The sequence below is a fragment of the Paraburkholderia xenovorans LB400 genome (genome assembly GCF_000013645.1).
GTDB lineage: Bacteria > Pseudomonadota > Gammaproteobacteria > Burkholderiales > Burkholderiaceae > Paraburkholderia > Paraburkholderia xenovorans.
Genome location: NC_007951.1, coordinates 2,235,595 through 2,247,875, shown reverse-complemented (window position 1 = coordinate 2,247,875; position 12,281 = coordinate 2,235,595). Strand labels below are relative to the sequence as shown.

The window sequence follows — 12,281 nt, the reverse complement described above, 5'->3', positions numbered from 1 at the left end:
GCATGCCTGATTTTATTGTGCAGAAACTGCTGTCGACAGACTCGAAGATTTACTGTTCACAAGGCGAGATTGCAGGGGGCTGCGCGACCCACGCAGCAGCAGCGGCGCTGACCCTCCTCGGCATCCTCGATGCGCCTGGCCTTATATCGAATCCGCGGTCCAAGCCGAACGCGAAACGGTTCTGGCTGAAGCTCAAAGACGCCTATACGGATGGCATTGGCCTTGAAGAACTTGGGCAGCGGCTTGAGGAACTGGATTTCGGGCTGACTTTTGCCCACGTAGCTGGGGCTCACTACCGCGTACTCGACTTCACCCAGACGGCCTTGCAGAACGGACTACCCGTGATTCTGAGCTTTGCTCCGCTTGGCTGTCCCCGACAGCAACATGCCGTGCTTGCGACGGGAACGGAGGGGATCACGGTGGCGCGCTGCTTCGTACCGTCGGCGATCCTCATCACGGACTCTTCGGAATCGCACCCAGGAATTGGGCCACACAACGCCCGCCTCGAATTTTCGCCGGGTGCCAAACGTGAGCGCAGCGGCCTGTACGTCACCGCATGGGCGAGCTACCGGGTCACGCTGGACGCCGCGATGTCCTTGCGGCTTACTAGATCAAAACGGCCAGACAGGAAACCGCCGTGACGGCGCAATTGCACACCGTGGAACAGCCACTATTGTCCTCGCGGCAACGCCTTCAGGGGTTGCTCCAGCACGCGGTCAATGAACTCATGCGGATCTGCACCCAGGGCGACGAGGACATCCAGTAACTCGATCAGATCGAGACGCCGTCCGCCGCTCTCGTATCTGGATACGTACGTTTGCGTTCGGCCAAGCCGCTCAGCTACGGCCTGCTGGTGCAAGCCACGCTGCTCGCGTAGCTGCTTAAGTCGAGCAACGGCGTTCTGATAGCGGTCGTCATGGATGGGATGGGGTCTCATATTCAAATTCTAGATGCGCATTCTGAATATGCTGTATGCGCATATATATGTATAATCTCCACAGGAGAGATCGTGAAAAACGTGACGATGATCTGGCTACTCACCGCTGTACCTGCCGCCGCTGGCATCGCATTCGACATGCACCGGCTGCGAGTCAACCGGGTGGGACTGTCCTCATGGGGTTGGGCTGCGACGTGCATCTGCCTTAGTGCTTTTGCGGTTGTGCCGTACCTGATCCTGCGCCGTCGTGTCTGGCGAAAGCTGATTGAAGTCGTATGGCGTTTCGTTGGTGATAACGCGCATGCCCTTGATGTTCGGCGTGATCGGCTTCAGGCACTCAGGACGAGCGGACTTATCGGCGAAGCGGCGTTTCGGGTATGCGCACGCGCGCTCGATGCGCAGCACGATCCGACCACAAACTGACCGTTGATCCGCATGTATCTCTGGCAGTCGTATTGCGGCCATTTCAATAACAAACGAACCAACCTTCCGTTTCACAAACAGGACCAGAGATGCAATCCATAGAATTCCGTCATACGCTGATTACCATGTCGTGCACTGCCGTTATGCTGGCGCTGTCGTTGCTGCTTACGGCCTGCTCCGAGCATCCGACCACAACCACTTCTGCCGACAGTGCGTCCACATCGTCAGCGACGCCTGCAACGATATCCGCGCCGCCTGCGACATCCGCGAGTACTACACCGGCGGCCAGCGCGACGGAAAACGAAAAGGACGAAGCCGACGAAAACGGCGCGCCTGCAGCCAAAGTCGAAAAGACATTTGCGCCATCCGACAAGGTGCATCGTGGACCACGCGTCAAGGGCATCCAGCTGGGCGATTCGCTTGAGGACGTGAAGCACGAGTTCAGCGCCCTGCTGAATAATCCGGCGTGTACGGTCTACGACGCTTCGCAGTCGCTTGGGGCCGGCATCTATGCGGGAATCTGCAATAGCGATGGCGTCATCCTCGCCGCAATGACGTTTGTCGGGGGACGCCTGTCGATACTCACGTTTGGTTCGGCACTGGTCAACCAGACATTTGGAAGTCTGCCGAGCAAAGTCTTCGTGCAGAACTTCATGAGCGCTTACAGCATACCGGACATGAACCCGGAGGACGGTCCGAACAACGAGCTCCGCCTCGCGTACCGCGACCGCAGTGGTTGGGAAGCAGACGTTTTCCCCGACAACTCCTTTACGCTGAAGACCACCGACACCGCAGCGCAGCAAGCGAGCAGGTTCAACTAACCGTACAGCCGTTGGTGGAGCGATGGATTGCTGCACTGGTCGACGAGACGCTCGATAGCGCTGACGGGGTCCTATTGAAAGACGTGTCATACGAAGGAACAAATATGTCTGCGACTCTATCTCGTGACGACTGCTTCCAGCACATTCAATGCCTCCGCGCAAATTGTCGCTGATGGACTATCCGGAGCATTTCAACAAGGCGCGCCCGGTCGATCCGAGTTCTCTCGGAGTGCCTCCTGTGTGCCGGACAACCCGAGGCATACATCGGAATCGACGGCGCAGATCGGGCGCGACGTGCGGCAGCGCGAGCCATTGCGGATGTCGGACCGTCCCGCCTGGCAGACGCTTCTGGCGCTCTTATCGCGATCGTCGGCTCGCGCCTGTTGGAAGTGCTTGAAATCGCCACCATGACCGATGCCGTTCGTCCATCGGCTCCCGCCTGCGCGGACATCTCCATTCTTGCGTACTACGGCAAGCACTCTGCGCGTCGCGGCCGTTGCAGTAGGCCGTCATGCGCTCCCACCAACGCTCGATTTCAGGACGTGAGCGTCCTCATTGTATCGGACGGGTTTCAAATCAGATCGCAGACAGGAGTTAGCTAGATACTATGGAAACCACTTTCAATCCAGGTTACTGGGCCGACGACGAACTTTCGAAGTTCGGATTTCGCAAGGTCGGCACGAACGTCAGGGTGGCAAAGAACTGCATCATTATTGGCCTCGATAACATCTCGATCGGCGACAACGTTCGCATCGACGGCCCAACGGTGCTATCAGCGGCGAGCGGCTACATAAGAATCGGGTCGCACGTCCATATCGGAGGCATGGCGTTTCTCGCTGGCGGCGGCGGTATCGAGCTGGACGACTTCTCTGGATTGTCGCAAGGAGTGCGTATCTACAGCACATCGGACGATTACTCGGGCGCGGCGCTGACGAATCCTACCGTGCCGAAGGATTTCCTGAACGTCAAGGTCGCGCCAGTAATCCTCGGACGCCACGTCATTGTTGGATCGGGAAGTATCATCCTGCCAGGGTGCTCCATTGGCGAAGGAGCGTCGATCGGGGCGCTGTCATTGGTTACCAAGAGTCTCGGCCCGTGGGGTGTCTACTTTGGGACTCCCGTCAAGCGACTTCGCGCGCGATCAAGACGACTTCTCAAACTGGAAGAAGAGTTTATGAAAAAGGCTTAGCGGTGCCGTTGCGGACCCAAAGTCCAGGAGCGCAAACTATTCGCCGGTTAATGGATATTCCATCCGTAGACCCATTTTCGTTTGGCAGAAGTCGACCCGAAGCTGCCTGTGGTGTCCGCGCCCTTTCAAAGGCACCTAACGTGTGCGCAGCAGACATTCGGGTCCATCGCCCGTGCGATGGCGTTCATCGGCCTGCTGGAATAGGCGAGCCTGCCAATGCGAACGCAAACGATGAAAATATCGAATCGAAATGAACTTAGTGCTCGATTTCTTGAAAGGCGACGCTGTCCTTTTTTGCCAGCACTCGATTGCGTGCATGCTCCCCTTCCGCATCGTCACTTTCCTCTTCCGGTTTTCCCTCCGTTTGCGCCGAATTATCCGACGGAGTTGCTTCACCGGTGGTCTTGGAGAAGACCTTCCAATCTTCCGGACGGAGTGGCTGAAAAAATTGAAACTGCTTTGCGACGGCCTCCCAGAATTTGAAGCGTTGATCCAACGTATCAGGCAATTCGTAGCCTAGTTGATGCGCTAACGCCGGGAGATAGAGATCAAATGCAGACTTTACGACATCACCCCACTGAGCGGCGGACGAGACAGCCAACTCGTAAGCCAGACGTACCAGCGCGAACGCAACAAGCATTTGAAGAAGAGGCAAAAAGTGCCAGATTCCAGTTCCAAAGCTTTCAACAAGAAACCGTGCCGCCGACCAAATACCGAAGGTTAATGCCAAGTAGATGACATTAACGGTAAGCGCGCAGCAAACCCATCTTGACGGGTCGGGTTAGTCGACGATCCCCGTTGGTTGCCAGCGATGCGGCAACAATGCCGAGATGTCGCTGGCCTTGTGGATAGGAAGCCGCGTGAGGATGTCCTTCAGATAGGCGTGCGGGTCATGGCCGTTAAGTTGTGCCGACCTTATCAGGCTCATGATGGCGGCAGCGCGTTGACCCGCCCGTAGCGAGCCGGCAAATAACCAGTTGGCCCTCCCGATGGCCCATGGACGGATCTGGTTTTCTACCCAGTTGTTATCTATTGGCACGTGTCCGTCGTCGAGATAACGCGTGAGCGCCTCCCAACGCTTGAGACTGTAATCCAGCGCTTTTGCAATCGCTGAACCTTCCGAAACCAGCTTGCGCTGCGCCACCATCCATTCGTAAAGTGCGTCGCACAATGGTTTGGCCCGGCTCTGCCGCAGTTTGCGCCGTTCCTCTGCATCGAGCACTGCAGCGTCGCGCTCGATATCGTAAAGCGCAGCGAAGAATGGCATGGCCTGTCCGGCAACCTGACTGCTGTGATTGGCATGCAGGTCGAAGAACTTGCGCCGTGCGTGCGCAGCGCATCCGATTTCAGTGATGCCCTGCTGGAAGCCAGCCTTGTAGCCGCCGTAATCGTCGCACACCAGTTTGCCCTGCCAGTCAGCGAGGAACGCACGGGCATGTTCGCCTGCACGGCTGACGGCGAAGTCGTAGACCACAGCGCGAAGCTCGTTGAAGTGCGTGGGTGTATACGCCCACAGGTACGCCCGGTGTGTCTTCCCTTTACCGGGACTGAGCATCTGCACCGGTGTCTCATCCGCGTGCAGCACGCCCTGCTGCAGGAGTTCCTGATGGAGCGCGTCGACCAGTGGCTGCAACTGTGCGCCGCACGTGCCAACCCACGCACCCAATGTCGATCGCGGTATCGCCAGACCCGCCCGCGCAAAGATCTGTTCCTGACGATACAGCGGAAGGTGATCCGCATATTTGGCGACCAGCACCGAGGCCAGCAGTCCCGTAGTCGGGATACCCTTGTCGATGACGTGTGCGGGCACCGGCGCCTGAATCAGCGTTTCACAGTTCTTGCACACCCACTTGCCACGGATATGTCGCTCTACTGCAAAGACACCGGGCGTGTAGTCCAGCTTCTCGCTTATGTCCTCACCGATTCGCACGCGCTCGCAGCCACAGTGACACAGGATGCTGTCCGGTTCGTGGTGGATCTCCGTGCGCGGCAGTTGCGCTGGCAGCGATGTGCGCTTCGGTTGCTGGGTTGACTGGTCGGCGGGCGCTTGTGGCTGAAGCTGCTCGAGCTCCAGTTCGATGGCGGCCAGATCGGCGTCGATTGCTTCGTCCAGCAGGCTCATCTGCTCGCTGGTGAACTGTTCGCTACGCCGGCCAAACTGCTGGCGTTTGAGGATGGATATCTCGTGGCTTAACTGCTCGATACGCGTCTGCCGGTAATGCAGTTCGCGTTCGTTCTCTTCGACCTCCCGCGTCTTCTCCTCAATCTCCCGGTCCCTGTCCTGCACCTGGGCAATCAGCTGCGCGGCAAGGGCGCGTAACTGTTCCGGGCTAAGGGCGTTGAGGTCGGCGGGCAGGGTCATGCAAACCAGTCTGCCAGAACCCCAGGCACCGTGGAAGCGCAACTGTTTACGTCCCTGTTGGCCTCATACGACGCGGATCACACCATTCGGGCCGATGCGCTGCCACGGCAAGCCCACCACCAGAGCGGCGAGCTGTTCCTGCGTGAGTGCATGTTGCTTCGGCTCGCTGCCAGCGTGAGGCCAGGCGAACTGTCCCTCGTTCAAACGTCGCGCTGCCAGCCATATCCCGATTCCGTCGTGAACCAGCACCTTCAGGCGATTGGCCCGCCGGTTGGCAAAGAGGTAAGCATGGTGCGGATGCGCAGCGCCGAACACCTTGACCACACGCGCCAGTGCGGTGTCGAAGCCCGCACGCATATCCAGCGGCTCGACTGCCAGCCACACTTCATCAATGCGGATCACGCGAGCCACTCCCGCAGCCAGGCGGCGCATTGCGCCGCCTCTGATGTCGGCCAGCTAACCGTAATCGACTGGTCCGCGCGACGAACTTCCACGCGGATCTCAGCCGCACGCGCGGTCCGCGTCTCCAGAGGAAGCGGAACGAACGCCGGTGCCGCTACTGATGGTGCTGATATGTCGCCACGCGCCACCAGCACGCAATCGTTCCTTTCGGCCTGCTCTACCCAACGTCGCAGCAGATTCGCGTTCAGCTTGTGGTGCAATGCGATGGCCGCGAGCGACACCCCGGGGCCTTGGCAAGCCGCCACCACCTGGGCTTTGAACTCGACGCTATAGCGCCGGCGTCGACGACGGCCAAGTGGCGCTTCTTCTTCGATAGTGTTCACGTGTCCACCTATTCAAGTGGATACGATGCTCCCAAGACCCTCCACGCAACTCAAGACGGGATGGCCGTGCGCTTACCATTAACGAAGAGATCCACTTGTGACTTTGCATCGGTCAGCGAGGCAGCGAAATCCTTCGGGATCGCAGCCTGAAGACGAGGCCAAAATGTAATGCTTTCTGCTCCGTATACTTGAAGCGGATAGCTCTCAAATGCGACAATCGTGTTGCCGAATCTAGTAGGGCGCACCCTACTAATATCCTTGGGATATCTTTTCCGAAACGTATAGAGCAAAGCCAAATACTGGTCGTATGCGGTCCGCTCCTCGATCCGCTGCGCTTCGGACGGATTCTTTGTGTCAATAAGCTGGTCAAGTTTTTTTTGCCAAGAAAACCGCGCCGTCGATATTTTATTAATAAGGTACATATGCCGTTCCTGACGATTTTTAAGTCGATTCTTTGAATTTAGTGGACCAAAGTATCCCTCAAGCGCTCGATACATCCAATAGTTTCCCTCGGTAAGCAAGACTGAGAACGTCCATACGGCGAGAACAAAGAAGGTTAAATCGCCAATATCTTTAGTCTTGGAGAGATCTTTCAGCGTCGGCAGATAGGATTCCGGAGCGGTGTAAACGAAGCATATTGCCGCAAGCAAAACGGGCAGAAAATAGCCGACTATGAACGGCTTGTCGGCGAGTTTCGTCAACGCGCTGAACATGCTTTTGCCCTCTATTTCAGGCGTCCGAGGATCGAGTCGACTGTCGTCCCTGTAAGATTCGATTGCCCACTTGCGCGAGTACGTCGACGTTCCTCCACTCGCTTTCGAATGCGCTCTTCTTGTGCGGGATCAGCCAACACATCGTCGTCCGGTGGCAACGATGGACGATGTCCCGGATTCCCAGGTAGCGGACCCGCCATAACCGCAATTTTTAAAGCTTCGTAAGCCGGCAGCCAGTCTTCGCGAGCTATCGCTTGGACGACAGTGTCGATCGCCTCCGCGAATGCTCGAGTTTTTGCTTTGTCTGACGCGGAGTGCGCGCGCCGCTCATCAAGCCGATAGTCGACGTTCTTAAGATACTCCCACCATGGATACGCTTTATACGCAATTGCTTCAGGTGCGCTCGTAACGATGTGGTCAACGACACGACGCAGTACGCGTACCAACTCCTGATTTGGATGCAATTCCCGCATATTGCCTCCTCGCCCCTCGTGGTGGCATAACCTGCTGGCGTAGCAGTTAATTATTCAACAATATTCACCGGTTCGAGTCTGTGATAAACGTCGAGAATGTGCGTTAGCGCACATTCCTTCCGCGATAGGTTTGTCGAAGCCGGTCTTCAATTTCCCCCGTTTGATGGAGGTCGCACGGGCCAACGAACCGATGGTCGACTCAATTGTCCTAAACTCGACGCTGGATACGTCATAGTAAGCGGCATACCGATTGCGAGGGCGATACGCAACCGAGCCTTTGGAGAAGCACACACCACCCATGTGTACAACACTCATCCGTTCGAGTGTTTTTTGCCAGATAGTGGATATCACCAACGCGAGTCAGGCGAAAAGACCGTCATCTATCGCGGTTCCCAAGGGCGGCTCGCGAGGGGAGCTGACCATTCCAGCCGTTGCTTACCATCGCCTCGCCCATGCTAGTCGTAATGTTTGGTCATGAAGTCTCGCACGTCGCGCAACATTGATTCCACATCCGCTTTCTCGAATTCGTCCCACTTGCCATGTGCAGCACTGTTTCGAAGATCGGCAATCGTAGTGATTCTTTTCTGCATGAGCTTTGAGTATTTTCCCTTCTTTGCCAATTCGGAATTCATCCAATCTAGCTTTGCTTTATCCGGTAACGTTATGTCGTTTGCGATGCAAAGTTTTCGCAAACCGTCCTCCAGGACGCTTCCAGCAAGGACAGCCGCCGGCTGAAAATAGCCTGCCTCCAATAGGTGCTCCGCCTGGCCCAAGAACTCATCAAAGACCTCTGCTTCGATAAGCGTCTTAACGCTGAAGATGCTGCCAGACTCGTAGTCGTCTTTCGCCGCAAGTAGGACCCCGAAAGCTTGATCAACATTTGCCCACTTAGGATATTCCGGGAACTGCTCCTTGATGCGTTGATAGTGGGCGCTGTTTTCCCCTAGCACTCTGGATAGAAGGTTAAGGCAACTCGTGAGCCATTGATTTGCAAGTTGAACGTCAACAAAGTCACCGGTTAAAAAGCCGGGCGTGGGAGAGCGCCGAGTCGCTAGTACACGTTTGCCCAACTCAATCAATTCGTTCAAGCGAGAAATGATTTTGGAGTCGACAGTCACGAAAGCTTCCTTGTAATTCTGATTAGGGAGGGTCACAGCACGCCAAAATTAGCGCAAAAAAGCTAGATTATCCAGCAACGCACGTCCGCCGGAGTCTGCGTATGTTGCCGCCCATCGAATCCTACCGGCCGCTTTCCGGTGCAAGGAAGTCGCTCCACCATCCGTTACCCGAGCGCAGCGAACGACGCTTGTTGGCCGGGTCCTGCCCGACGCGTTGGACGAATCGATCCGAAAAGGACGGTCGGGACCTCCCGACAACAGACAAACAATCTGGCAGGGATCGTATTACACCAATGGAGCTGCAAGCCCTTCCGTTTTGATCACGCGCTGGATCGCAGGTCGCGCTAGCATCCGTTGCAAATACTGACCGAGCAGTGGCCATACGCGCGCGGGTTTCGTGAAGCCCCTTGTCCACCGGCAGAGCATGAACGCGTAGGGATCAAGGATCGTGTATTGCTCCCCCAGCAACCAAGGACCATCGCTCGATTGAAGTTGCGACTCCAACTGGTCAAGCAAGGTGCCGATCTTTGATTCGGCATGAGCTTGCACTTGGTTCGCGCCCAGCGCGTTGTCGGCATCCACCCAGCGCTCCGGGTAAAAATAGACAATCAACGCCGTTTGCAGTGTGTTCGTCAACCACATGAGCCACTTGTAAAAGTCGGCACGTTCCGGCGTCGCCAGTCTGGGCGCCATCCTGCTCTCTGGATGTGTGTCAGCCAAATGCAGGCAAATGGCAGCCGTCTCATACAGCACCATGTCGCCATCAACCAATACCGGGATCAATCCGTTGGGGTTCAGTCGCAGATACTCCGTCGACTTATGCTCATCCTGCGTGCGATCTACAAGCATTAACCCGAAAGGCTGGCCGATTTCTTCCAGAACAATGTGCGGGGCCATGCTTGCGTTGCTGGGGTAATAGAACAGTTTCTTGATGGTCATGTTAAACGTCGATTGCTGATGCCTAGATTGTGTTGCTCATGATAACGCTGCGGTAATTCGCGTGCTCCGACTGGGCATATACACCGGGTAATTGTTGACGATCTACGCACCAATGTCGACTGGCCGCTCATGGCCGCTTGCTGACCGATGCGGTTCGCATACGTGGGTCGCCGCGATTTGGATCACAGTAAGCGGCCCCGCGTCAACTGGCGCATCAAGCGCGAGGTGACGACTTTATTTCGCGCCCGGCAAACCCATACTGACCAAGGATCGCCATGCTACCGGGACGCTCCGAAGCGCGGATTGACAACTTTATACTCGCAAAGTTGACATCTTTAATGCGTTCTACGGCAGCGGCGAAACGCCTTCTCAAGCACGGGCAGAAGCTTGATGGCCCAGCGGTGCACCGTGGAATGATCCACCGCAATCCCACGTTCGGCCATCATTTCTTCGAGATGACGCAAGCTTAGCGGATAGGCGACGTACCAACGCACGCAAGTCAGCATGACTTCCATCGGATAGTGCAACCGTTTAAGCACCCGTGCCACACTCGGATCCAGCGTCTTCATTCTTCACCCACGCCACCGTTTCGATTGAGCAAGGTTACCTGAACGCCCTATTACGACGAAACCTGGAAACCTACTGCCGTTCAACGCCGCCGACCAGGCCGACGACGAGCGCGCATACGTCGGATCGCGCTCCAGCATGGTCACGTCGGCACGCAGATCCATCGTCCGCAGAAAATAGGCGATCGAACTGCCGGCCACGCCGCCGCCCACGATCACTTTATTGGTCGCGCCAGAACTCAAGCCACACGCAGCGGAATCGCTAAATCGAGCAACGGCGCGTGCTGCTGGCAGCCGTACATATCCGATTCGCCGAGCTTGCCTTGCGGCAATTGCCGGCGCATCGTCACCTTTATCGCCTGGCCGCGCGGCACGGCGAAAATCGACGTAATGGCGTTTTCTTCGACGCCGAACAGTTCGGCCATCGCAGGCTTCGTGAAGCGGCCCGATTCCCAGACGGTGTCAAAATGCGCGGCGTCTTCGAACATCACGTCGAAGGTGAGCAGGAACGGCCCGGCGTTCTTGCTGCGGATCACCGTCGCGAGCGACGAAAGCGGAACGGTCGTCATGATGCGAGCGCCTCGTAGTGAATGGGGAAAAGTGCCGTCGGCGATGCGGTTTTCAAAAGATGATACGCAGAGAACTCATATACCGGACCGGCATCGACTTCGGAAGGCGAATACGGAAAGGCGAGATTGCCCGCCGTGTTGAACATGCCCGGAAAGCTCACGTGCAGCAGCGTGCCGCTGATGAAATGCGCCGCCGCATGCGCGAGCGACTGTTCGTGCGCGACCGCTTCGATCACGAGGCCGAGTTCGTGACTCATGGACTTGCGAACGGGTTCGAGGCCGCGCATCACGCCATCGCGGCCATACACGTGGAACTGCACGTCGAGATCGGGAGATTCGAAATACGCGAGCGCCGCGGCTTTCGCATCGGCGAGCAAGATGTCGATGCGCGCGATCATGGTCGGGCAGCGCACGCCCGCTACGGTAATCGTGCGATAACCCCGTCGCCGCGCGCCTTCGAGCTTCACCCAATAGTCGTCCGCGGCAATGAAACGCGAGCCGGTCACCCGCACTTCGCGATCGCTGATCTGCGTGAAATCGCAGGCGGACAAATCGAGTTCATGGCCCGGCCCCGCCTGACGGAACGGATTTTCGCGCTCGTACAGCGTGTGCGCAGCTACCGATGTCAGCGACGCGCGACGCTTCAGACTGCCCGGCTCCAGCGTGAAACCCGTGTCGTCTATCACGCCCATCATCACGTCTGTGCCGTGCGGTTCGGCAGAAAATGCGCCGCATTCGAGAATCTTGCCCATATGAATTGCCAGGCCCGGATCGGCGCCCTTCCAGATCGGGAATGCGGCGATCACCGAGTCGTCGCAGGCGCGGCCCGCGATGATCACATCAGCGCCCGCTTTCAGCGCCTCGACGATCGGCTCATGGCCCATCTGCGCAACGATCGCGTGACTGGTGCGCGCGTCGTCGGCGCTCAGTTCCCAGCCCGCTTCGAAATCACGCACTTCGCCGCAGCCGGTTGCATCCGCGACGAGGCTCGCCGGAATGTCCGAATAGATCCACGCGAGCCGCAGACTCAAACGCTCGCTGGCGACGATCTCGCGTACGATCCGCACCACTTCGTCGACATGCGTGCCGGTGCCCGCGCCGCCCGCGCTGCCGACGATCACCGGAATGCCCGCGCGCTGCGCCGAGACGATCATTACCGTGAGTTCGCGGCGGATGCTGATGTCCGACACCAGCGCTTCGCCCGAGCCGAGATAGTGCGGGCCGGGATCGGTCGAACCGGCATCGACGGCGATCACGTCGGGATGCATCGACATCGCGCGCTCGAAGGCGTCGGCGGCGAAACCGTAGCCGAGCGTGCAGGTCGGCGTGAGTACGCGGATTGGCTTGTCCATCATGTTCCTCTCCCTGATAACGTTTATGAAAAAC

General features: G+C 57.5%; 15 protein-coding genes and 2 pseudogenes. 4 read left to right on the top strand and 13 right to left on the bottom strand.

Translation table 11 applies throughout. The annotated features are described in order from the left end of the window. Positions 1-2: 2 nt before the first annotated feature. A complete protein-coding gene (locus BXE_RS43310; protein ID WP_011488203.1) occupies positions 3-641 on the top strand; it encodes a hypothetical protein in 639 nt (212 codons plus the stop codon). A gap of 29 nt (positions 642-670) precedes the next feature. Here BXE_RS43310 and BXE_RS44165 read toward each other — a convergent pair whose 3' ends face one another. Next, positions 671-937, bottom strand: coding sequence for a helix-turn-helix domain-containing protein (locus tag BXE_RS44165; RefSeq protein ID WP_011488202.1), 267 nt, complete (start codon positions 935-937; stop codon positions 671-673). Between the two features lie 72 nt (positions 938-1,009). Here BXE_RS44165 and BXE_RS10065 point away from each other — a divergent pair, with 72 nt between their 5' ends. The 3 genes from BXE_RS10065 to BXE_RS10055 all read left to right on the top strand — a co-directional run bounded on the left by BXE_RS10065 (position 1,010) and on the right by BXE_RS10055 (position 3,370). Further along, positions 1,010-1,360 carry a hypothetical protein gene (locus tag BXE_RS10065; protein WP_011488201.1) on the top strand — a complete coding sequence of 117 codons (351 nt, stop codon included), beginning with the start codon at positions 1,010-1,012 and terminating at the stop codon, positions 1,358-1,360. A gap of 89 nt (positions 1,361-1,449) precedes the next feature. After that, a complete protein-coding gene (locus BXE_RS10060) occupies positions 1,450-2,181 on the top strand; it encodes a hypothetical protein (protein ID WP_011488200.1) in 732 nt (243 codons plus the stop codon). Positions 2,182-2,788: 607 nt separating this feature from the next. Further along, on the top strand, positions 2,789-3,370 hold the full coding sequence (locus BXE_RS10055) for an acyltransferase (RefSeq protein WP_011488198.1): 582 nt from the start codon (positions 2,789-2,791) through the stop codon (positions 3,368-3,370). A 256-nt stretch (positions 3,371-3,626) separates the two neighbouring features. Here the strand turns inward: BXE_RS10055 and BXE_RS10050 are convergent, their stop codons facing one another. The 12 genes and pseudogenes from BXE_RS10050 to BXE_RS10000 form a co-directional block, all read right to left on the bottom strand. Further along, positions 3,627-4,100 (bottom strand): hypothetical protein, encoded by a 474-nt coding sequence (locus BXE_RS10050; RefSeq protein ID WP_011488197.1) that lies wholly within the window; start codon positions 4,098-4,100, stop codon positions 3,627-3,629. Positions 4,101-4,151: 51 nt separating this feature from the next. Further along, entirely contained in the window at positions 4,152-5,732 is a 1,581-nt protein-coding gene (tnpC, locus tag BXE_RS10045) for an IS66 family transposase (protein WP_038456248.1), read from the bottom strand. A gap of 63 nt (positions 5,733-5,795) precedes the next feature. Further along, positions 5,796-6,134 (bottom strand): IS66 family insertion sequence element accessory protein TnpB, encoded by a 339-nt coding sequence (gene tnpB, locus BXE_RS10040; protein WP_011488195.1) that lies wholly within the window; start codon positions 6,132-6,134, stop codon positions 5,796-5,798. Further along, positions 6,131-6,517 (bottom strand): IS66-like element accessory protein TnpA, encoded by a 387-nt coding sequence (gene tnpA / locus BXE_RS10035; protein WP_011488194.1) that lies wholly within the window; start codon positions 6,515-6,517, stop codon positions 6,131-6,133. The genes tnpB and tnpA overlap by 4 nt, the downstream gene beginning before the upstream one ends. A 50-nt stretch (positions 6,518-6,567) precedes the next feature. Further along, positions 6,568-7,230: a hypothetical protein gene (locus tag BXE_RS10030; RefSeq protein ID WP_011488193.1), complete on the bottom strand. Its 663-nt coding sequence runs from the start codon at positions 7,228-7,230 to the stop codon at positions 6,568-6,570. Positions 7,231-7,241: 11 nt separating this feature from the next. Then, positions 7,242-7,703 (bottom strand): hypothetical protein, encoded by a 462-nt coding sequence (locus BXE_RS45795; RefSeq protein ID WP_011488192.1) that lies wholly within the window; start codon positions 7,701-7,703, stop codon positions 7,242-7,244. Positions 7,704-8,158: 455 nt separating this feature from the next. After that, positions 8,159-8,821, bottom strand: a complete 663-nt coding sequence (locus BXE_RS10025) for a HEPN domain-containing protein (protein WP_038456250.1) — start codon at positions 8,819-8,821, stop codon at positions 8,159-8,161. A gap of 285 nt (positions 8,822-9,106) precedes the next feature. Next, positions 9,107-9,760: a glutathione S-transferase family protein gene (locus BXE_RS10020; protein ID WP_011488189.1), complete on the bottom strand. Its 654-nt coding sequence runs from the start codon at positions 9,758-9,760 to the stop codon at positions 9,107-9,109. 344 nt (positions 9,761-10,104) lie between these two features. Then, a pseudogene (locus BXE_RS10015) lies at positions 10,105-10,329 on the bottom strand (IS6 family transposase); the annotation flags it as partial. Between the two features lie 84 nt (positions 10,330-10,413). Then, a pseudogene (locus tag BXE_RS45790) lies at positions 10,414-10,545 on the bottom strand (FAD-dependent oxidoreductase); the annotation flags it as partial. Positions 10,546-10,565: 20 nt separating this feature from the next. Then, a complete protein-coding gene (locus BXE_RS10005) occupies positions 10,566-10,895 on the bottom strand; it encodes a DUF4387 domain-containing protein (RefSeq protein ID WP_011488187.1) in 330 nt (109 codons plus the stop codon). After that, positions 10,892-12,250: an acyclic terpene utilization AtuA family protein gene (locus BXE_RS10000; RefSeq protein WP_011488186.1), complete on the bottom strand. Its 1,359-nt coding sequence runs from the start codon at positions 12,248-12,250 to the stop codon at positions 10,892-10,894. The genes BXE_RS10005 and BXE_RS10000 overlap by 4 nt, the downstream gene beginning before the upstream one ends. Positions 12,251-12,281 lie beyond the last annotated feature (31 nt).

What these genes read in the sequence shown, in the direction of transcription:
- BXE_RS44165 (WP_011488202.1), bottom strand. Translation starts at nt 937, where the DNA reads ATGAGACCCCATCCCATCCATGACGACCGCTATCAGAACGCCGTTGCT.
- BXE_RS10055 (WP_011488198.1), top strand. Translation starts at nt 2,789, where the DNA reads ATGGAAACCACTTTCAATCCAGGTTACTGGGCCGACGACGAACTTTCG.
- BXE_RS10000 (WP_011488186.1), bottom strand. Translation starts at nt 12,250, where the DNA reads ATGATGGACAAGCCAATCCGCGTACTCACGCCGACCTGCACGCTCGGC.
- BXE_RS10030 (WP_011488193.1), bottom strand. Translation starts at nt 7,230, where the DNA reads ATGTTCAGCGCGTTGACGAAACTCGCCGACAAGCCGTTCATAGTCGGC.
- BXE_RS43310 (WP_011488203.1), top strand. Translation starts at nt 3, where the DNA reads ATGCCTGATTTTATTGTGCAGAAACTGCTGTCGACAGACTCGAAGATT.
- BXE_RS10005 (WP_011488187.1), bottom strand. Translation starts at nt 10,895, where the DNA reads ATGACGACCGTTCCGCTTTCGTCGCTCGCGACGGTGATCCGCAGCAAG.
- BXE_RS10060 (WP_011488200.1), top strand. Translation starts at nt 1,450, where the DNA reads ATGCAATCCATAGAATTCCGTCATACGCTGATTACCATGTCGTGCACT.
- tnpC (WP_038456248.1), bottom strand. Translation starts at nt 5,732, where the DNA reads ATGACCCTGCCCGCCGACCTCAACGCCCTTAGCCCGGAACAGTTACGC.
- BXE_RS10020 (WP_011488189.1), bottom strand. Translation starts at nt 9,760, where the DNA reads ATGACCATCAAGAAACTGTTCTATTACCCCAGCAACGCAAGCATGGCC.
- BXE_RS45795 (WP_011488192.1), bottom strand. Translation starts at nt 7,703, where the DNA reads ATGCGGGAATTGCATCCAAATCAGGAGTTGGTACGCGTACTGCGTCGT.